This is a genomic window from Thalassovita mediterranea, assembly GCA_019448215.1.
GTDB lineage: Bacteria > Pseudomonadota > Alphaproteobacteria > Caulobacterales > Hyphomonadaceae > Henriciella.
This window is the reverse complement of sequence record CP080408.1, coordinates 2,008,645-2,029,806: the sequence shown is the minus strand read 5'-3', so window position 1 is coordinate 2,029,806 and position 21,162 is coordinate 2,008,645. Positions and strand designations below refer to the sequence as shown.

Below are 21,162 nucleotides of genomic sequence, written 5' to 3'. Positions count from 1 at the left end.
TGCGAACGCGACATTAATCTCAAAATTTAAATAGGCGTTCGATGAAGTGACCTTTACGCTGCGCTTGTCTGAAAATTCAAGCCACCGTGGGCAATGAATGCATAAGTATGAACACAAAAATATCGCCACCAAAATCATCGATCTCGACAGTGTCCCGGAAGAGCCAGGCGAATTTTCGAAGTGGATTCAAGCGAAAAGCCACCTTAAATTCTTGCAGGCAAATGCTGGCGACGACGAATTCATCGTCTACGCAAGCGGGCCGGCTACGTACATCAATACAATTCTCATCCCGCGAAGCACTGTTGAGCCTCCAGACATTAAAGATTTGATGCGCTGGAATGGCTGCAATCCATTCAGAAGTCGCAGCTCCTACGTTTCAGGTGGGGATATCAAAGGCACGACGATTGAAGACGGGCTTTGGGGCTCTGGCACTCGGTCTTTGGACTGCGGAAAGCTGCTTTTCTACATACGTTCGTTTAATGGCTGGACAGGGCTCAAAAATACCTCCGTCGAAGCTTTGCAGGAATTCATTCATATTCAAGGGCTCCACTGGGTCGAGGAGCAATCCGCCTATTGCAGACTCGATGACCAAGGCGAATTGGAGCCTGTGTTCTCGATTACCACGCGCTCGCGAGCGCAAGATGTGTCTCTAGCTTCTTTAGACCGCGAAACCCTTGATGAGTATCTATCCATTGCGAACTTGGCTGCGGTCCGAGTCTTCGAGTTCATGCTTGTTGGCGGCGCTTTCACTTATTGGACCGACTACGACACAAATGAGTACACCGATTACCAAGGCAGTTGGTATCGCCAGAAGCTAATGCCAGGACACGCCGGCCTCACTCGTGGTATTCAAATTGTGCAACCTTTCGACAATTACGCACCGCGTTCGCTTTGGTATTCCGATCGCAAAAAGTCGTCGAAAAACGATTTTGTAGACTTCCTCATCTTCGACTGGCGAAACGAGCGTATGGTTCAGGTCAGTACCGATCCAGCAGAGACCACCAATTATTTTGAAGCTGAAGGCAACAACCTGCCATTCGACATATCACCCGTGTTCTTCGATCCCGAGGTACTGTCAAAATATAAAGCCGACAAAGACAGGTATGAGATCGAAACTCGGAGATTGACTTGCAGGGGGGCCTGGGAACTGCGCACCTATGACGTTAATGAAGCTGGACAAGTTCACACATACATTTGCTACCTGCGCGATCTGCCCATTAGGGAACAGCTTCATTGGGCGCAATTCAACGAAAAACCCAAAGCATCTATTTCAGAACGTGCGTACACGACTGACATCGAGGGAAAATTCAGCGATATTATAGACCCATTAGATCAGCTGCGGGGTTTATTGAGGCGGTGGTATGAGGGTGAGGTTTCCTGGTGGAAATTGGCTGACGAGGAGTCGATACGCCGTGTTTGCACGCCGCTGACCTCTAGCCGAGATGAGTGGGCTGAGGCTTTTCTTGATCTTAACAAGCTAGTGAACGAAGGCTTTGTGGTGAAGGCTATTCGTAGCGAGCTAAATCGCCGCGGCATTGATTTTGATAAAAAAGACCGAAGTCTGAACTTGTTAGAGCGTCTCTGGGCAGCCGACGATCCAGCGGATCACGGAGTCTTTTCTAACTTGAAAAGCATTGCTCACATTCGATCGAAGACTAAAGGGCACGCCGGAACTAAGGATGCGAAAGTTCTCGCAGCAGCAGCAATTCAGGAGCACGGCAGCTTTCGACAGCACTTTAATGCGGTCTGCATCGCAACGGTTTCTGAGCTAGAACTCATCGAACGGCTTTTCAAAGATGGCTCTTAGAAAAACTGACATGGAAATGGTGGGCATAAATGTCAGTTAAAATGGAAGATGGACGGATCTTTATTCTCGGGGCCGGATTCTCGGCTTCGGCCGGCATCCACATGACCAATACGCTGCTTCCCGAAGCGCTGAATCTCATGCGCCGAGATATTCCAGGCATCTATGAAAGAATATCCGAGTACGCAAAAGCTGCTGGAATCAAATCGCTCAATGCAAGCTCTGCAGCAGACTTTGCGCGGTTGTGCACGCTTTTAGACTTCATCGAGCTGAGGGAGCATGGCGGAAACGAAAGATATAGCGAGCACGGAAGCAGAGAGCGCGTTCCTCTAAAGCGCTGTCTTGCACAAGCTATTGCGCTTTCAACCCCCGAAATTGCCGACACGCCACAGCTATACCTGAACTTCGCAGCCAACTTGGACAGCAATGATATCGTTCTTACGTTCAATTGGGACTGCCTATTAGAGAATGCCCTCGAACAAATTGGAAAACCTTTCTCTTATCTGTTTGAGGAGAACGCCATTCCGATCATTAAACTGCATGGCTCCATAAATTGGCATCGAACCCAACCAGAAGAAAAGCCGCCGGCTTCCACTAAAATTGACAACAACAAAATCGGTTTTGTCGCAGAAGGTTCAGAATACGAATTTTACGCCTCGAACAATTTGAGGAAACGTGTCACTTGGGAACAAAATCTCTTCAATTCACCAGCCGTACGTCCATTTCTCGTGCTTCCGGGTTTTGGTAAGGCCTACGACGTTAGATCGCTGGCGACGCTTTGGTATAGATTGGAATTCATAAATCTTCGGCGTGGCGGGGTTTCAATCATCGGACTCAACGTGTCCGAGGACGATTTTTTAGTAGAGGGTATGTTCCGTTATCTGCTCCAGCAGGTCTTTCCCTCCGATAGGGAAATCCGAATTCTAAATCCTGCACAGCATGTAAAAACGAAATTCGAGAATCTTGCAGGCGGAGAGGTCAAAATTGATTTCAACCAATCGCGTTTTGAAGATCGGACTCTAAACTATGCATTGCTGGTTTAGAACGAACAGGGCAACACCGCTGAGAGTGGGCGCTCTCGCGGTTATTGTGCTAACCGCGTGCGGCTCAGAATATCATACTGCAGACCGGGTTAGCAAAATCTATTGGTCGGACGGTGATAGCGGCCGTATCGACGGAATGGAATTCAGACTGGCGGATGTGGATGCACCAGAGACCGGCGGCGTCGGAGCTGCCATTGGCGGCGCGGAGTGCGAGCGAGAACGAGAGCTGGGATATGAAGCTAAACAGTTCATGGTCCAGCTTACAAATGACGCAGAACTCGCAATTACCGATCGCGACGCTACAGATCGTTACGGGCGCCTAGTGCTGTCATTGTCCGCTAATGGAGAGGACGTAGCTCAAGCGGGGATAAACGCCGGATACCTTGCGCCTTGGCCTCACGACGGAAGCCGAGCCCTCTCAGATAAGCCCAATTGGTGCGCGGGGACGGACTAGGCGAATTCACGAACTGCCTAGAGTCATTCGAGGCCGCGCCCTAAAGAATTAGAAGCTTAATTCCTCCCTATTGTGGGTTGGAATCTCAAGCGCGTTCATACATCAATGCAAGCCTGCAACAACGACCATTAAAGTTGAGGGCAATACGTTTGAGCGTTTGGTGGGTAAATCATAAATCTAAGTACAAATTCGAACGTAACGGCGGCTATCTCTGGTCACCAAAACGAAAAACGAATGGTAGCGCCAATCGGTTTTACTCGAATATGACGCTTGCCAGGCCTGGCGATTTCGTAATTTCTTTCGCAAGTACGGAAATTAAAGATATTGGTGTTGTCCGGTCTGAAGCGACGACCGCAGCAAAGCCGGCGGAGTATGACGACGACGGCAACGACTGGAATAATATTGGCTGGATGCTTCCAGTACGATGGCACTCACTGGGTGCGCCTGTGCGGCCACAAAACATTATTGCTGAACTAGCGCCAGAACTCCCTGAAAAGTACTCACCCATACGAGCGGTGAACGGCCACGGTAATCAAGCAGCATATTTGGCGAGCGTTTCAGAAGGCCTTTTGAGCGTCATCCTAAAGCATTGCTCTACGCAAGACGTAACAGCCCTCCAGAAATTGCAACAACAAACGTATCCATCCGACCCAATCGACACGACTGAGGATGTGATCGAAAATGCAATTACCGATGATGACGATCTAAGCACCTTGGAGAAAGAGAGCCTGGTTAAGGCTCGGCGCGGGCAAGGACAGTTCAAACAGAACGTGATTGAGACAGAAGGACGTTGCCGGCTGTCAGGCGTTGAGGACGTTAGGTATCTGATTGGTAGTCACATCTTGCCATGGCGCGCCTGCCGGACTGCTAGTGAGCGCCTAGACGGCAACAATGGGCTTCTGCTTTGTCCGAATGCCGATCGGCTTTTCGACCGCGGGCTCATATCTTTCGAAGACGACGGCACAGTGCTTGTTAAAGCTGAGGTCTCTGACGAGATACTAGATCAGCTTGGCTTTCCAGGTCTTAGAAGCCGTAATGTCGGTAGTTTCTCAGAGGGACAAAAAAAGTATCTCGCGTTTCACCGCGAGCTCTACGAATTTTGAAACGTATCCGACTGCTTCCAATATGCTTCCAAACTTTCCAGCCCGGTAAGCCACAAAAGAAAAAGCCCCCGAAATCCGTCAGGAAATCAGGGGCTTATTTGGGTGCGGGAGTAGGATTTGAACCTACGACCTTCAGGTTATGAGCCTGACGAGCTACCGGACTGCTCCATCCCGCGTCAGCTTTTTGTCAGCACCGGATTTCTCCAGCCCTGAAACATGAAATCCGGCCACTGGGGCCGGACTGCATCGCGGTCCGGCTTTAGGCGGCCGGCCACGCTCCGCCCGTAAGGCGGTAAATTGTAAGGAAAAGACTTGTCTGCAAGTGTCTAGTTTTGCGCATCGCCCGTTTCGGCGGACCCGGCAGCGACTTACTCTCCCACGTCTTAAGACGCAGTACCATCAGCGCGAGGGGACTTAACGACCGAGTTCGGAATGGGATCGGGTGGGGAACCCCTGCCATAACCACCGGGTCGGCGGAAACGGGCAATGGCGCAAATTCCAACATGTCACTCATGCTCATTCTCGAGCATGTACCACTTATATTTTATCAGAGGTGTTTTTGATCTGAAACTTCAAGCGGTGGTGCATTCACCACCGCACACGAAGCTTCGCAAGATCAAGCCTATCGAGCAATTAGTACTGGTTAGCTCCACGCCTCGCGGCGCGTCCACACCCAGCCTATCGACGTCGTCGTCTACGACGGCTCTCAAGGGAAACCTGGTTTTGAGGTGGGTTTCTCGCTTAGATGCATTCAGCGATTATCCCGTCCATACATAGCTACCCTGCTGCGCGGCTGGCGCCACGACAGGTCCACCAGAGGTATGTCCATCCCGGTCCTCTCGTACTAAGGACAGATCCTCTCAAGTTTCCAACACCCACGGCAGATAGGGACCAAACTGTCTCACGACGTTCTGAACCCAGCTCACGTACCACTTTAATCGGCGAACAGCCGAACCCTTGGGACCTGCTCCAGCCCCAGGATGTGATGAGCCGACATCGAGGTGCCAAACGATGCCGTCGATATGGACTCTTGGGCATCATCAGCCTGTTATCCCCGGAGTACCTTTTATTCGTTGAGCGATGGCCCTTCCACTCGGGACCACCGGATCACTATGACCGACTTTCGTCTCTGCTCGAGTTGTCACTCTCGCAGTCAGGCAAGCTTATGCCATTGCACTCAACAGACGATGTCCGACCGTCTTGAGCTTACCATCGCGCGCCTCCGTTACTCTTTGGGAGGCGACCGCCCCAGTCAAACTGCCCACCATGCTGGGTCCCGTCCCCATCCAGGGGAGCGGTTAGACATCACAAAGAATAAGGGTGGTATTTCAAGGACGGCTCCACTCAGACTGGCGCCCAAGCTTCAAAGCCTCCCACCTATCCTACACATACACTTTATGATGCCACAGCAAAGCTGCAGTAAAGGTTCACAGGGTCTTTCCGTCTGACCGCGGGTACCCCGCATCTTCACGGGGAATTCAATTTCGCTGAGTCGATGCTGGAGACAGTGGGGAAGTCGTTACGCCATTCGTGCAGGTCGGAACTTACCCGACAAGGAATTTCGCTACCTTAGGACCGTTATAGTTACGGCCGCCGTTCACCGGGGCTTCAATTCGGAGCTTGCACTCCTCCTTTTAACCTTCCGGCACCGGGCAGGCGTCAGACTGTATACGTCGCCTTACGGCTTCGCACAGCCCTGTGTTTTTGATAAACAGTCGCAACCCCCTGGTCTGTGCCCCTCATAGCTGGTTGCCCAGTATGAGGCCTCCTTCTCCCGAAGTTACGGAGGTAATTTGCCGAGTTCCTTCAGCATCGTTCTCTCAAGCGCCTTGGCATGCTCTGCCAGTCCACCTGTGTCGGTTTAGGGTACGGTCTATACGGGAGGGCTATTTCCAGGAACTCCCAGGCTGCCTATCCAATCCAATAAGGACAGACAACTTTCGGAATTCGTCACACACTCCCAGGCCACAGAATATTAACTGTGTTCCCATCGACTACGCCTTTCGGCCTCGCCTTAGGGGCCGGCTAACCCTGCGCAGATTAGCTTTACGCAGGAACCCTTGGACTTTCGGCGAGCGGGTCTCTCACCCGCTTTATCGCTACTCATGTCAGCATTCTCACTTCTGATACCTCCAGCACACCTCACAGTGCACCTTCACAGGCTTACAGAACGCTCCGCTACCGCTCCAATGGAGCCCACGATTTCGGTATATAGCTTTAGCCCCGTTACATTTTCGGCGCAGGGTCGCTTGATGAGTGAGCTGTTACGCTTTCTTTAAAGGATGGCTGCTTCTAAGCCAACCTCCTCATTGTCTAAGCAACCCCACATCCTTTCACACTTAGCTATAATTTGGGGACCTTAATCGGTGGTCAGGGTTGTTTCCCTCTTCACGACGGACGTTAGCACCCGCCGTGTGTCTGCCAGATATTACTTCCAGGTATTCGGAGTTTGGTAAGGTTTGGTAAGACGGTGAGTCCCCCTAGCCCATCCAGTGCTCTACCCCCTGGAGTATTCATCTGACGCTCTACCTAAATAGATTTCGCGGAGAACCAGCTATCAGCAGATTTGATTGGCCTTTCACCCCTAGGCACAAGTCATCCGAGCACTTTTCAACGTGCAACGGTTCGGCCCTCCAGTGGGTGTTACCCCACCTTCAGCCTGCTCATGCATAGATCAACTGCCTTCGGGTCTAATGCTACGTACTCAGTCGCCCTATTCAGACTCGCTTTCGCTACGCCTACACCTAACGGCTTAAGCTTGCACGCAACACTAAGTCGCTGACCCATTATACAAAAGGTACGGTGTCACTCCGAAGAGCTCCACCTGCTTGTAAGCATCCGGTTTCAGGTACTGTTTCACTCCCCTCGTCGGGGTGCTTTTCATCTTTCCCTCACGGTACTGGTTCACTATCGGTCGGTAAGGAGTACTTAGGCTTGGAGGGTGGTCCCCCCATGTTCAGACAGGATTTCACGTGTCCCGCCCTACTCTAAACGGTCTTCATTTTACGGATACGGGACTATCACCCACTACGGTTGAGCTTCCCAGCTCATTCTCCTTATTTCAGACCAGGCCTGGTCCGCGTTCGCTCGCCACTACTAACGGAGTCTCAATTGATGTCCTTTCCTCCGGGTACTTAGATGTTTCAATTCCCCGGGTTTGCTTTTCAACACCTATGTATTCAGTGTGAAATACCTCTCTAGTGAAATGAAAGACCAAGGGCTGACACGGATGCCAGCCTGCAGTCTCTCATCTCGGAGGTGGGTTTCCCCATTCGGAAATCACGGGATCAAAGGGTGCTCTCGCCTCCCCCGTGCTTATCGCAGAGTGCCACGTCCTTCATCGCCTCTTACCGCCAAGACATCCCCCGGATGCCCTTTTGACGCTTGATCTCATTCGAAACTCGTGTGCGGAGGTGAATGCACTTTGCAGTACATCACTAATCCGCTCACAATTTCAGATCAGACATGTTGGTTTCTTGCAGACTGACCCTTTGGCGCAAGCTGTGTTGCCATACTCCTATGGCACTTGCGTTATCGGCTATAAGCAGACACAGCGATCACGAGGATCGGCATGTCGGCCGGATCAGTCTTTCCCTTACGATTTACAAACATCCCGGACCGCAGTCCGGAAACTTATGACTTCTTTCATTCGCAACTTACGCACACCATTCAAGGAATGGTGGAGCCTAGCGGGATCGAACCGCTGACCTCCTGAATGCAAATCAGGCGCTCTCCCAGCTGAGCTAAGGCCCCAAAAGTACCAGTATCAAGCTGCAGCATAGGGCCCGGCGCACTCCCTTGGGTCGTGGTGGGCCGAGATGGAGTTGAACCATCGACCTCACGCTTATCAGGCGTGCGCTCTAACCACCTGAGCTACCGGCCCTTATACCAGGACCCGGGGGCTCGCTGAACTATGCCGTCCAGCTGGCCGGCACGGCGAATGAAGGAAGAGAAACGAAGACGGCACAAACAGCCGCATATGTTTTGCTGTCAGAGCAAGCTCTGCAGCTATGTCTATCAGAGCTTTCGAAGCCTGCGTGAGCAGACAATCAGAAAGCATCCTTAGAAAGGAGGTGATCCAGCCGCAGGTTCCCCTACGGCTACCTTGTTACGACTTCATCCCAGTCGCTGAACCTACCGTGGCCTGCTGCCTCCGAAGTTAGCGCACAGTCTTCGGGTAGATCCAACTCCCATGATGTGACGGGCGGTGTGTACAAGGCCCGGGAACGTATTCACCGTGGCATGCTGATCCACGATTACTAGCGATTCCAACTTCATGCCCTCGAGTTGCAGAGGACAATCTGAACTGAGACAGCTTTTTGGGATTATCCCATTGTCACTGCCATTGTAGCACGTGTGTAGCCCCGCGTGTAAGGGCCATGAGGACTTGACGTCATCCCCGCCTTCCTCCGGCTTAGCACCGGCAGTTTCCTTAGAGTGCCCACCCAAACGTGCTGGCAACTAAGGATAAGGGTTGCGCTCGTTGCGGGACTTAACCCAACATCTCACGACACGAGCTGACGACAGCCATGCAGCACCTGTGCACCTGCCAACTAAATGAAGGAAACCATCTCTGGTAACCAAACAGGGCATGTCAAACGCGGGTAAGGTTCTGCGCGTTGCTTCGAATTAAACCACATGCTCCACCGCTTGTGCGGGCCCCCGTCAATTTCTTTGAGTTTTAACCTTGCGGCCGTACTCCCCAGGCGGAATGCTTAATGCGTTAGCTGCGTCACCTGCACGCATGCGCGCAGACAACTAGCATTCATCGTTTACGGTGTGGACTACCAGGGTATCTAATCCTGTTTGCTCCCCACACTTTCGCGCCTCAGCGTCAGTACCAGTCCAGTTAGCCGCCTTCGCCACTGGTGTTCCACCGAATATCTACGAATTTCACCTCTACACTCGGTATTCCGCTAACCTCTCCTGGTCTCTAGGCTACCAGTTCCAAATGCAATTCCGAGGTTGAGCCCCGGGCTTTCACATCTGGCTTAATAGCCCGCCTACGCGCGCTTTACGCCCAGTAATTCCGAACAACGCTAGCCCCCTTCGTATTACCGCGGCTGCTGGCACGAAGTTAGCCGGGGCTTCTTTACCAGGTACTGTCATTATCATCCCTGGCGAAAGAATTTTACAACCCTAAGGCCTTCATCATTCACGCGGCATGGCTGCATCAGGCTTTCGCCCATTGTGCAAGATTCCCCACTGCTGCCTCCCGTAGGAGTCTGGGCCGTGTCTCAGTCCCAGTGTGGCTGATCATCCTCTCAGACCAGCTATAGATCGTAGTCTTGGTAGGCCATTACCCCACCAACAAACTAATCTAACGCGGGCCGATCCTTCACCGATAAATCTTTCCCCCGGAGGGCGTATACGGTATTACCTTCCGTTTCCAGAAGCTATTCCGTAGTGAAGGGTACGTTCCCACGCGTTACTCACCCGTCTGCCACTATGTCGTTCGACTTGCATGTGTTAAGCCTGCCGCCAGCGTTCGTTCTGAGCCAGAATCAAACTCTCAGGTTGAGTGCTCGATCTCTGACGTACTCGACCTCTTGGAATAGAGGCCGGAAATTGCTGATTGCAATTTTGCGTTTTGACGGGAAACCCTTTTCACAAAATCACTGGCCGAAACCAATAATAGTGAAAGGTATTTCCTTGAAACGCATCGTCATGATCGCATTGGAGCCCCTGAGGGCTCCGCAAGCTATTCATGCCGCCTGCGTTTCTCTTCCATAATCCTACGATGTCAAACAACCAGGGCCGGAGCCCGCTTCCCTCGGCTGGAGCAGTCTGCCCCGCTTCGGAAGTGGCGGCTTATATGAGCCACCGAATTCCCCGTCAACACCCTTTTTTGCGCTTTCTGCAGAACTTCGCAGTGACCCGCGAAACCTGCAATTTGAAGCGCGAAACCCGGCTTTCGATCTGTGCCGTGAGGCACCGTCTCAACCAGTTGAGCGTCTCAGGAGAGGGCGGCATATATGAGGCCGTCCAAACTCCGTCAACACCCTTTTTCGCACCCTCTGCAGTTCGCGGCACAAGGCCAGAAAACCGCAGAAACATAAGCGCTTACCGTCCGTCCAGAACCCCGAAAGGTCCCTTCAGTCTGGCAGGTCGTCTCCAAGAGAAGGGCGGCTCTTAAAGACCGGCCCGACCCCCGTCAACAACCTTTTCAGCACCCTCTGCAGTTCTCGGCACAAGGCCCAAAATCCGCAGAAACAAAAGCGCTTGCCGTCCGTCCAGAACCCCGAAAGGTCCCTTCCGTCTGGCAGGTCGTCTCCAAGAGAAGGGCGGCTCTTAAAGACCGGCCCAACCCCCGTCAACAACCCTTTTGCACTCTTCTGCAGCGACTGGCTGAAAGCCGGAAACTGCAGTGTTTGAAGCACAACCCGGATCCCGCGAAGTTCATGAGAACCTCGTTTTCACCGGAAGGTCTTTCCAGAAGAAGGGCGGCTTCTATTTGCCGGTCCGTCCTCCGTCAACAACCCTTCTGCACTTCTTTGACAGGCTTGGCAGTTCGCACCGCCACCCTGCCTTTTTGGCGCAAAACGCTGCCTTGCTGAGCCGACTATTCACCGGCCCCACATAGACAGAGGCGTTTCAGATGGAACCGATCATATAGAATCTGTTCGTCGTTCTTGGCAAGCCTTAATATCACCTGACAGGTGATTATTGCCCTTTGATATAGTCAGCCATGGCGTCGGCTTCGGCGCGCGTTTCCTCGATCTTCCATTTCACGAGGTCACCGATCGACACGATGCCAGCAAGACGTCCGTCCCGCATGACGGGCAGATGGCGCACGCGCCGGTCAGTCATACGGGCAAGGCACTGGTCGAGGCTTTCGGTCGGATTGGCTGTGATAACGCCGCGGGTCATCGACTCTTCGACTGTCATCTGCAGCGCATCCGCGCCGTGCCGTGCGACCTGGCGAAGAATGTCCCGCTCAGAGAGAACACCTGCAAGGCCCGAGTCATTAACGGCAACGACAGCCCCGATTTTCGCATCATCCAGAAATCTCGCTGCATCGCCCAGTGAACTTTGCGCGTCGATTGTAAGGACTTCGCCGCCCTTCGTTTTCAAGATCTGCTCAATCAGCATGTTCATCCTCCCTGTTCTCTCTGGCCAGTTTTCTGGCTCCGGTTTCGTCCTTCTATAACACACGCACACGTGCGCGCGAAGGAATCACTCGTTTTCCGCAAGCGTCAGTCTGATGCAAATCGGCACAATTTCCCCCGTCAGTTGCGCCCTGATGGCGCTAAAAGCCGGTGACGTGTTCCCCAAGGAGGCGAAAATAACTCTCGCCGCTCCCGCAAACTGGCACACCCATTGCAACCGATCCCTGCATCAACCCCAAAAGGGATCGGCAGATGAAACACACGACGCAAATTCTTACCGGCCTGGCAGGCCTTGTAATCGCAGCTGGTGCGGGCTTCGCGCAGCCAGCAGCCGCGCAAGCTGCCTCCAGCGCTTCGCAATTTGAGCGCCCGTACGGCTTCGCTCCTGGACAAGAAAGCCAGCCGTTTACCGCAACTTCACGTGATGCGAGCAATAATCGCGTCGTTATCAATGGCTTGATCAATGGCGGCACCGGACTCGGCACCGGCCTCTACACAAGCTGGGGTCAGACGGAAGGTGCACCGGGCATGCTCGGATCAGGAACAGCAATCGGCAATCAGCTCAACGTGGTCACGAACGGAAACTACAACACCGTGATCATTGATTCCACGCAGATCAACAATGGCGACCAGACGGTCGTTCTCAATGGGGAGCTCGACCTGCAATGATCAATCTCGGCAAGACAAAATCGACCGCAACCAAGCGGCTCTCCGGTGCAGTCCTGGCAGGCGCCATGCTCGCAACCGGCTGTGTCTCTCCGGTAGCAGGCCCGGGCGGCAACTATGCTGACCCGATTGGCAACGCCCCGGTGACCGCCAACCCGACGCCTTATTCCGACGGTCTCGTCTGCATGGGCCACTATGCCCGTCAGAGCGGATACGCCGCCCCGCGAATCGCGGTCGGCCGCATCCTCGACTATACCGGCAAGGCAGACTTTGAAGGTGGCCGCCGCGTGACCCAGGGCGCCTCGCTCATGGCAATCTCCGCTTTTGCGAAAGCCGGTGCCCGCCTGGTCGAACGATTCGATACCTCTGTTTCAGAGCTCGAGCTTAAATACGCCAATAACCGCCTGATCGGCGACGATGTGGCCCAGGACTTCCGCCGCATCAATGCCGGCTCCATCCCGGGTTCGGACTATTACCTGATCGGCGGCATCACCGAGCTGAACTACAATATCCGTTCGGTTGGCGGTGAAGCTTTTGTCGGCGACACCGACGCGATGGACACCAAAGGCTCCATCGGCGCCAAGCTCTATGTCATCAATGTGGGCCTCGACCTGCGTCTCGTTGAAACCGAGAGCCTCGAGGTTGTCGATGTCATTTCCTACCAGAAGCAGATCATTGGCCGCGAAGTTTCGCTCGGCGTGTTCGACTTCGCCAATGGCAATGTGTTCGACATCGGTATCGGTGGCCGCGCGCAGGAGCCTATCCAGCTTGCGATTCGCTCAGTTCTCGAGCGTGCCGTTCTGGAAATGATGGCGAATCTCTACGCTGCACCGACCTCTGACGTCTGTGCCCTGACGGCTGGCGGCATCTCGACCAACAGCGTCACCGGCGACTTCCGCCCGGCAGGTGCTCCGCTCGAGGAATATAACGGCCCATCGCGTCAGTCCGTCTCGGCCTGGCACAACCGCCGTGACCCTGTCCTTCGCGGCCGCAACTAGTCGCCCGCACGGATACAGATAACTGCTTCATGGAGGCCAGAATGCCCAAGACAGCAATCAGATTTTCGGCTCTTCTCGCGATCGCCGCCTCGACGACGGCCATCGCAGCCGCCCAGGACTGGGAATACATTCCTTATATGGGCGACGAGGCGACCGAATCGGAAGCTGAAAGCACGGCCAACGTCGCTTCCGGCACGATCGACCAGGTCCAGTTCGGCAATGTCTGGGCTGATATGGATGTCCAGCTGGACGATCACACGCCGAACGGCGTCTCCACCTCGACAACTGTCGGCAATCTCGCAAGCGCTACCCGCCATGCAGGTGATATCGATGCTGAGGTCCGCCAAAGCTTCGATGCGGCGGCAGTCGCGACGAATCGCCTACGCGGTTACTCGGCTGGCACAGCTGTCTCAACAACGACGGCCTATGCCAACGCGTCTTCGGGCGGCACGAATTACGGCTCGAACGGCTATTATGCGCAGCAGCAGGCCGCTGGCTCTGTCGATGCGTACAGCCGACTGGACCTTTATCAGGCTGATCAGGTAGCGAGCGCCACGACAGCGGTCGCGAACGTGTCGACCAATGACAATAATGAAGGCTTCAGCATTGCCGACCAGACGCAGTACAGCGCTGCGAATGTCACTGCAGAAACCGACGCTGACATGTGCTGCGATGGCACATCGGCCTCTTTTGCAACGACTGCTGGCGCAAATGCCTCGTCCTCGACCGGCTATTCGACCACGAATTATAACCGCGCCCTGCAGAAAACCGAGAGCGGCACCCGCGTTTCTGCGTCGACCGATGTCTATATGGGCAATGGCACGAACGTCATTGCAGCAACAAACAGCTTCGGTAACTCTGCCACGGTCCATAATGAGTGGGGCTATGCGACGCTTGGCGTTGATGGCGCGCCGACTCAGCAGGAAAACAATGCTGATATCGACGCACAGACCTATGTGACCCTTGATCACTGGAATGGCTATGCGAATGCAAGCTCCTACGGTGTCGGTAACTCCGCGCTGATCTCGAATGTCGGATCTGACACTGTTCTTTATGCCGACCAGTACAATAGCGGTACGGTTTACAGCTATGCAGACCTCAATGGCGCATCCTGGACCGGCGGTACGGGCATCGTGACCTCAACCGCTATCGGTAACGCCGCAACGGCTACGGTCTGTAATTTCTGCAGCGATGGCGCCGTCGGCGGCCGGATCAACCAGCACAATGCGGCCAATATCATCGCGCAAGGCCAGGCCAGCATCAGCTATGGCGGAAGCGTCTACGGCTCTGCCAGCGCTGTCGGCAATGCCGCAACCATTCAGTCGCTCGGCGAGCAGTAGCGCGCAAAACGACTGAGGATCTGCCGATCCAAGGCCCCTGCCCTCGCAAGATGGCAGGGGTTTTTGATTCGCCGCCGCAAATTCCGGCCTATATCGCCTTGCATGCTTACACGTATCTTTCTCGGCGCGATCGCCATTCTCTTCGTCGGCTTCGGCCTCTGGTCCATTATTGACCCAATCGGAATGACAGCCCGGCTGGATGTAACCGTCACCGGCTCCAATGCCGCGTTCGAGATGCGCGGCATATTTGGCGGGGTGAGCCTTGCAGCTGCAGGCCTCACCGGTGCCGGCGCGCTGATGCCAGCCCGATTTGAGCGCCCAGCGCTCTGGTTCCTGATTGTCTATATGGGCGGCTACACGCTCGCTCGGCTGGTATCGCTGATTATCGGCGACAGCCCGACCTTCAATGGCTGGGCCTTCGCCAGTTTCGAAGTGCTGAGCTTTATTCTGGCGTCTATCGCCCTCATCAAGCGCCCGAAACCATAAAAAAAGCCCCGCCAGTCAGGCTGGCGGGGCTTTCCCATTTCAGTTCGGAACGCTTGAGCCCTAGAAGTTCACCTTCAGCTCTGCGCCATACATGGCCGGAGTGCCTGGATAGACGGCATTGGTGCCGGTCTGCTCAGGAACACCAAAGGCGAGGAAGTTGTAGTACTCGTCGGTAATGTTCTCACCAAACACCGAAAGCTCCCACTGACCGTCGCGTGACTGGATGCCAACGCGCGCACCAAAGAGCGCGTAAGCGTCATTATCGGTCAGCCCAGCTGATGTCACAGACAGGGCGGTCTCGGAGTTGTAGCGCGCATTCACGTGGAACAGTGCTTCGAGATTATCGGAGACCGGGTAGAGATAGGTGCCCGATGCCGTCACCACGTGCTCTGGCACGTTGACGAGCTGCTCGCCGCCGGGGGCCAGCAGTGTCAGCGTCCCGGTGCCGGATGGCACGAGGATATCGCCCTGGCGCTCAGCCTTGGTGTACGCATAGCCACCCTGGAAGGTCAGCCCGTCAGCCGGTGCGATCGAGGTGTCGAGTTCCAGACCATAGCTTTCAACATCAGAGTTGAAGGTCCGGAAGTTCGTGCCCGTGAACAGGTTCTCCTGGAAGTCGGTCACATCCTGATAGAATATCGCGCCATTCATCGTCGCATTCAGGTTCGGAAAGCTCGATTTCCAGCCGATTTCATAGGCGTCGACCGTTTCGGAATCGAATTGCAGGTCGGATGGCTGTGGGCCATTTCCGCCAAACAGCACGCTGTCGAAACCAGAGCGGTCAAGATTGTAACCGCCGGCCTTGTAGCCGCGTGAGTAAGACGCGTAGGTCATGAAGTCTGGCGAGAACTCATAGGCGAGTTTCGCGGTACCGCTGACCGTGGTTTCGTCAAACTTGTCAGAATCCGAGACGCTGAACTCACTATTCACGGCCGGGTTACAGACGAGAAGCGCAAGCTGGCCGAGAGCGGCTGCGACACCCGGCTGGGCTGCGAAGAAGTTACATGGCGTGACGTTGCCATCGAGATCGTACTCGACCTCTTTCTCTTCATAGTTGCCGCGAACACCCACGGTCGCCGTCAGGCGATCCGTGATTTCGATTTCATTATGCGTGAAGAGCGCGAAAGCGTTCGTCGTCTGCTTGAAATCGTCGGTGTCCTGGCCCTGACCCGGCTGGAAGCCAGGAATGAAGAATGGCACCGTACCCGGCGTGCCCGGTGCAGCAGGTGCGCCAGTCAGCGGGTTGATATTGCCAAGAAGGGACGGGACGACCGTGCCCGTTGGGTCGAGGCTGCCAAAGATCTGGCCGCCAGCGGCACCGAACGCAACAAGGTCGGTGTAGAGGTTAGCCTGCGTCCCGACGCGGATCGTGTCGGTATAGGTCGTTTCCTGGTTCATGTAGAACGCGCCGACCAGCCAGTCGAGCCGGCCATAGGTGTCCTGCAGGCGAACTTCCTGCGTGAACGTCTTGTCGCCGATCGTCGTGCCATCGCGATAGGCGCGATCGATGCCCGAGAAGTCGATATCCTGATCGCGCAGGGCGTCCCAGTCACGGTACGACGTGATCGTCGTCAGGTTGGCATCGCCAAAGACGCGGTTGCGGTATTCAGCAGAGATGCCCCATTCCTCGACGTCGTCAGAGACATCACGGTTTGGAGAAATTGCGACTTTCAGATCTTCAGGGTCGGCGGACGGAATGCCGACCAGGCCGAGACGCGCAGCACCTGCATTGACGGCTGCGCCAAGCGGACCTGGGTTGAAGTTCACTGCGACACAGCAGTCTTCATTGGTCTTGCCGAAGTCGCCGATGACCCGGAGGCTGGCATCGCCTTCTTCAAACAGCATCTGCCCGCGCATAAGGAAACGGTCGAGATTGTTGAACTCGCGGCCGCTGTTTACGTCTTCGATATAGCCGTCGCGCGAACGCTTGAGCAGGTCGACGCGTACGGCGACATTGTCCGAAATCGGACCGGTAACCATCGCTTCGCCGCTATACATATTGTAGTTGCCAAAACCTGCCTTCAGATAGGCATCAGGCTCGAATTGCGGCTTGGCGGTATTGATCGAGACGACACCAGCCGACGTGTTGCGGCCATAAAGCGTGCCCTGTGGTCCGCGCAGCACTTCGATGCTGGCCAGTTCAGGCATTTCGGAAAGGGCGATACCCGTCTTTGTACGAACCACGCCATCGATCAGGACGCCGACGGCAGGCTCAAAGCCCGGATTGTTCGAACCGGTACCAACGCCGCGGATCGAAATGCTCGTGCCCGATGCTGCAGATTCAGACTGCGAAATCTGGACCGAAGGTGCGATCTGCTCAATGTCATTGAGACGCGCAACGCCAGTGTCTTCCAGGAGCGACGCGTCGAACGCCGTAACAGACACAGGCACATCCTGCACGGTTGTGCCGGCGCGGCGGGTTGCCTCAACAACCACAGCGTTCAGGCGGCGCTGGCCTTCTTCGGCCTGTTCGCCTTCCTGGGCGGAAGCAGCAAGCACCTGCGTGCTCATTAGTGCCGCAAGACCAACGCTGGCGCAGAGCGACAATTTTATCACCTTCGAGTTGACCGAAGGCTTGGGAAGAAACCTCATCTAACGTCTCCAAACTGTATGATTTATTATTTGAGCAAGCCTCTAACGGACTCTCCGCCTGATTAGCAGCGCTATGCAGAGATGCAACCCGCAATGCCAGAGCCGCGACATTTCAGCGGGTAGATTGTTCAAAATCAAAAAAAGAAACGCCGTGCAGCCACAGCACGGCGTTTCTCCCCCCACAAAGCGCGCAAAGAATACGCGTCCCTGCCTTTTAAATTACTGGTAGCCTAATAGACGCCCTGGCCAACGCCGCCATCGAACACCATCGGCTTGCCTTCAGCCTGGCGCACGCGCTGGACCTGACGGGTCACTTCGCGCATCACCGTGCGGGTCTGTGGCACGCAGACTTCCTGGGCAACGCGGGCTTCAACCACCTTGATACCCGGGCCGTAACGTCGAAGGAGCGAACGCTCATTGCAGTCGCGCTGCGGCGTCTGCGGGGCGCACATCAGGTCGCCGCCCGGACGGTGAACCAGCGCTTCGCCTTTGGCACAGGCCATGGTCTGGCCGCGGTTGAAGTCGGCGCGGCCATTCGAGATCTCGCCAAGCGTGACCTGAAGACGCGAACCAGCGACACAGCGGAAAACTTCGCCGTTATAATTGCCTGCGATATCGCGGCCACCATCAACCTGCGAAGCAGGATGCGGTGAGCCGGTGTCATCGATGCAGACAGCCTGAACGGCACGGTAAGCCATGCGATAGCTGACCTCGTCGACACAGTATTCTTCGGTCTCAGGGACCTGCTCGGTCACGGTGTCGGTATAGGTCTCTTCAGCGCCGCTCACATTGAGCTGGCCGATCGAGGTCACGCCAACCGGAGCCGGGCCGCCGAAACCGCCGCCGCCACCTGCATAGGCGATCACTTCGCTGGAAGACGATGCACCTGCGGTGACATTGAGATAGCTCTGCGCCGACACATTCAGGCTGCCGCCATGCACGTTCACATTCGTGCCGCCGATGGAAATGTTCGGACCTGCCACGTTCACGCCCGGCACGCGCAGGGCATGCTGCTTGCCACCGTCACAGCAGCCCGAACGGCCGCCATTATAAGTCGGAGGGGAAACCGGCTTTGCGGTACACGTATTGCAACCGCCATTACCGCCATTTCCACCGCCAGCCCAGGCGAGGCCTGACAGGGTTATGATGACTGCTGCACCAGCGCCGGCAAACAGGGTGTGTCGTGATGAAACGCGCATAAGGGGTCTCCGTGGCTCTTCCCCTCAGGAGATGCACACCGCGTGCCAGTTCTCGCCTGATCCGCGAAAAATGTTCCGATGGCGGAAAATCTGTCCCGCAGCGGAGCGAACTGAACTGGCCCGCGCCTTGCGATGAGGGGTGGGCGACAGCCTGCGGGCCGTCGAACGCTTTAGAGAAAACGCCAGAATATAGAAGCAGGTCAAAATGCTCGACAGAACCCTACATCCGAACAGCCAGACCCTGCTGTCTGCCTGGCAGCGCATGTCTATTGCTGCGTCGGACGTCCCGGCTGGGCCAACAACGAAGGACCATCCGGACCTGATCGAGCGACTTTTCGTGATCCAGCAGGAAGGTGACGACCAGTGGCTCTTCCGGACCGCTGGCATCCAGCTTCAGTCCTGTCTTGGCCGCGAACTGGCAGACCATGACTTTCTCGGCGTATGGACCGGCCATGACCGCGATATGCTGTCGAGCCTCCTGAAGATCATCTCACGTGAAAAGCTGCCCGGCATCGTTCGCGCACGAGGCGAATCCCTCACCGGGGAGCGCGTTGATATCGAAATGACACTCGCACCGCTGGCAAAACCGCCTCATATCGAGACAGGCGCGCGCATCCTTGGCCTTTATCAGGCCCTCGGCGGTGAGACCTTCCTGCGTGGTCGTCCCGTCTGGCGTCACCGCCTGACGGCAATCTACCCGCCAGACGCGCGCACCAAGGAACCACGCCTCAAACTCGTGGCCAGCAACGACTAGGCGACTAGCCGTCTATGCGGGTCAGTCCTGATTTGAACCGCTTCCAGTTTTCGACATAGACCTTGGCGGACGCTGCGATCATCTGCGCAGCGCCGTCGTCGAGCTCGCGCACCACCTTGCCTGGCGCGCCCATGACCAACGAATTGTCCGGGATCTCCTTGCCTTCGGGAATGAGCGAATGTGCCCCGATGATGCAATTCTTGCCGATTTTTGCGCGGTTCAGGATTGTTGAACCAATCCCGATCAGGGTCCCATCGCCAATCGTGCAGCCATGAAGCATGACCATGTGGCCGACAGTGACGTTCTTGCCGATGGTCAGCGGCACGCCGTGATCGGTATGCAGCACGCTGCCATCCTGGATGTTGGAATTCTCGCCGATCTCGATCGGGTCATTGTCCCCCCGCAGCACAGCATTGAACCAGACGCTGGCATTCTCCTTCAGAATCACGCGGCCAAGAACGGTCGCATTCTCGGCCACCCAGTAGTTGCCGCTGTCCGGTGTGACTGGTTTCACGCCATCGAGGTCAAATAGTGCCATATTGGAGGGCTCCCTTCTCATAAAACTTTATTGGCCCAAACCGACTGGTTAACCGGGCCTTAATACTGGTAATCTCTAATGGTGTTGAGATTCGCGAGGCAAGTGCTGATGGTCCAGAGACCATTCCTGACACCCACCCCGCCCGGCCCCTCTCTCGGGTCCGGAGCCAGTCACTCCCCGTTCTTCGTCGCCGCCCGGCATTCCGCCCGGCGGTTTTTTTGTGCCCGAAAAGGAGATCCTCATGGGTAAGCGTGCTGTGTCCAAGCGTCAGAAAGCCAGGAACGAGATTGAAGCCATGGGCTTCCTCGAAGAGATGGGCGGCAAGTCCAGACAGGAAGCACGCCTCTACGCGATCAATGGCGGATGGCACCCCGACGATGCGGACAAGGTCCGCAACCCGAACACGCCGCGCGATCAGCGCTATCAGAAGAATGTAAAGCCACGCTCTGAAAACCAGGCGCGTCTGATGAAGGCGCTCGAAACCAAATCGCTCGTCTGCGCCCTCGGCCCGGCAGGCACGGGCAAGACCTATCTTGCGATCTGCAAGGCCGTCGAAGCGCTACAATCCGGCAAGGTTGCGCGCATCATTCTCTCCCGCCCGGCCGTCGAAGCCGGGGAGCAGATCGGCTTCCTGCCCGGCGCCATGGAAGACAAGCTCGCGCCCTACCTGCGCCCCCTCTATGACGCCCTCGCCGACCGGCTCTCGCCGCAGCAGCTCAAACACATGATGAGCGAAGGCCTGATCGAGATCGCCCCGATCGGCTTCATGCGCGGGCGCACTCTGAACAATGCCTTTGTTGTCATCGATGAAGCCCAGAACTGCACCTACACCCAGCTCAAGATGCTGCTGACCCGGCTTGGCTGGCACTCCACCATGGCGGTGACGGGCGATCCGCAGCAGTCGGACCTCCTGCCATCCCTTTCGGGTCTCGCCCAGGCCGCCGAAAAGCTCGCCGGACTGTCAGACGCCGAAGTCATATATCTCGAGGGCCAGGACATCGTGCGCCATCCGCTCGTCGCGGAAATGCTCGGCGTTCTTTAGCGGTCAGAACATCTGAGGATAAAGACAGGCGGTC

14 protein-coding genes, 3 tRNA genes and 3 rRNA genes are annotated in these 21,162 nt (G+C 55.6%); 10 read left to right on the top strand and 10 right to left on the bottom strand.

The features are described from left to right. Nucleotides 1-97 precede the first annotated feature (97 nt). The 4 genes from KUV46_10190 (at nucleotide 98) to KUV46_10175 (ending at nucleotide 4,404) form a co-directional block, all read left to right on the top strand. Complete coding sequence (locus KUV46_10190) at nucleotides 98-1,807, top strand: hypothetical protein (GenBank protein ID QYI99716.1); 1,710 nt, start codon at nucleotides 98-100, stop codon at nucleotides 1,805-1,807. Between the two features lie 29 nt (nucleotides 1,808-1,836). Next, a complete protein-coding gene (locus KUV46_10185) occupies nucleotides 1,837-2,847 on the top strand; it encodes a hypothetical protein (GenBank protein ID QYI99715.1) in 1,011 nt (336 codons plus the stop codon). Between the two features lie 136 nt (nucleotides 2,848-2,983). Further along, nucleotides 2,984-3,301: a thermonuclease family protein gene (locus KUV46_10180; protein QYI99714.1), complete on the top strand. Its 318-nt coding sequence runs from the start codon at nucleotides 2,984-2,986 to the stop codon at nucleotides 3,299-3,301. 149 nt (nucleotides 3,302-3,450) lie between these two features. Next, the gene (locus KUV46_10175) at nucleotides 3,451-4,404 is read left to right on the top strand and encodes an HNH endonuclease (protein QYI99713.1); all 954 of its coding nucleotides are present in this window, start codon (nucleotides 3,451-3,453) and stop codon (nucleotides 4,402-4,404) included. Between the two features lie 99 nt (nucleotides 4,405-4,503). Here the strand turns inward: KUV46_10175 and KUV46_10170 are convergent. From KUV46_10170 to KUV46_10140, 7 genes are all read right to left on the bottom strand, one after another. After that, nucleotides 4,504-4,580: transfer RNA gene (locus tag KUV46_10170), tRNA-Met, on the bottom strand. Nucleotides 4,581-4,759: 179 nt separating this feature from the next. Continuing rightward, nucleotides 4,760-4,874 (bottom strand): 5S ribosomal RNA (rrf, locus tag KUV46_10165). A gap of 142 nt (nucleotides 4,875-5,016) precedes the next feature. Beyond that, a 23S ribosomal RNA gene (locus KUV46_10160) occupies nucleotides 5,017-7,794 on the bottom strand. 287 nt (nucleotides 7,795-8,081) lie between these two features. After that, a tRNA-Ala gene (locus tag KUV46_10155) sits at nucleotides 8,082-8,157 on the bottom strand. Nucleotides 8,158-8,210: 53 nt separating this feature from the next. After that, a tRNA-Ile gene (locus KUV46_10150) sits at nucleotides 8,211-8,287 on the bottom strand. Between the two features lie 183 nt (nucleotides 8,288-8,470). After that, nucleotides 8,471-9,924, bottom strand: a 16S ribosomal RNA gene (locus KUV46_10145). The 16S, 23S and 5S rRNA genes sit together here with 3 tRNA genes alongside, the layout of an rRNA operon. Nucleotides 9,925-11,067: 1,143 nt before the next feature. Further along, on the bottom strand, nucleotides 11,068-11,496 hold the full coding sequence (locus KUV46_10140; GenBank protein ID QYI99712.1) for a CBS domain-containing protein: 429 nt from the start codon (nucleotides 11,494-11,496) through the stop codon (nucleotides 11,068-11,070). Nucleotides 11,497-11,765: 269 nt separating this feature from the next. Between KUV46_10140 and hfaA the strand changes: the two genes are divergently transcribed. The 4 genes from hfaA (at nucleotide 11,766) to KUV46_10120 (ending at nucleotide 15,003) form a co-directional block, all read left to right on the top strand. Then, nucleotides 11,766-12,182, top strand: a complete 417-nt coding sequence (gene hfaA / locus KUV46_10135) for a holdfast anchoring protein HfaA (GenBank protein ID QYI99711.1) — start codon at nucleotides 11,766-11,768, stop codon at nucleotides 12,180-12,182. Next, the gene (hfaB, locus tag KUV46_10130) at nucleotides 12,179-13,177 is read left to right on the top strand and encodes a holdfast anchoring protein HfaB (protein QYI99710.1); all 999 of its coding nucleotides are present in this window, start codon (nucleotides 12,179-12,181) and stop codon (nucleotides 13,175-13,177) included. Before hfaA ends, hfaB begins: the two co-directional genes overlap by 4 nt. Before the next feature lie 41 nt (nucleotides 13,178-13,218). Beyond that, entirely contained in the window at nucleotides 13,219-14,517 is a 1,299-nt protein-coding gene (gene hfaD / locus KUV46_10125) for a holdfast anchor protein HfaD (GenBank protein QYI99709.1), read from the top strand. A gap of 102 nt (nucleotides 14,518-14,619) precedes the next feature. After that, a complete protein-coding gene (locus KUV46_10120) occupies nucleotides 14,620-15,003 on the top strand; it encodes a DUF4345 family protein (GenBank protein QYI99708.1) in 384 nt (127 codons plus the stop codon). A gap of 60 nt (nucleotides 15,004-15,063) precedes the next feature. Here the strand turns inward: KUV46_10120 and KUV46_10115 are convergent, their stop codons facing one another. Beyond that, the gene (locus KUV46_10115) at nucleotides 15,064-17,595 is read right to left on the bottom strand and encodes a TonB-dependent receptor (GenBank protein QYI99707.1); all 2,532 of its coding nucleotides are present in this window, start codon (nucleotides 17,593-17,595) and stop codon (nucleotides 15,064-15,066) included. Nucleotides 17,596-17,825: 230 nt separating this feature from the next. Beyond that, a complete protein-coding gene (locus tag KUV46_10110) occupies nucleotides 17,826-18,794 on the bottom strand; it encodes a hypothetical protein (protein ID QYI99706.1) in 969 nt (322 codons plus the stop codon). 205 nt (nucleotides 18,795-18,999) lie between these two features. Here KUV46_10110 and KUV46_10105 point away from each other — a divergent pair, with 205 nt between their 5' ends. After that, entirely contained in the window at nucleotides 19,000-19,548 is a 549-nt protein-coding gene (locus KUV46_10105) for a PAS domain-containing protein (GenBank protein ID QYI99705.1), read from the top strand. 4 nt (nucleotides 19,549-19,552) lie between these two features. Here the strand turns inward: KUV46_10105 and KUV46_10100 are convergent, their stop codons facing one another. Further along, the gene (locus tag KUV46_10100; protein ID QYI99704.1) at nucleotides 19,553-20,086 is read right to left on the bottom strand and encodes a gamma carbonic anhydrase family protein; all 534 of its coding nucleotides are present in this window, start codon (nucleotides 20,084-20,086) and stop codon (nucleotides 19,553-19,555) included. Between the two features lie 241 nt (nucleotides 20,087-20,327). On the opposite strand from KUV46_10100, the gene KUV46_10095 reads away from it, so the two are divergent. Beyond that, a complete protein-coding gene (locus KUV46_10095; protein ID QYI99703.1) occupies nucleotides 20,328-21,128 on the top strand; it encodes a PhoH family protein in 801 nt (266 codons plus the stop codon). Nucleotides 21,129-21,162: the final 34 nt, after the last annotated feature.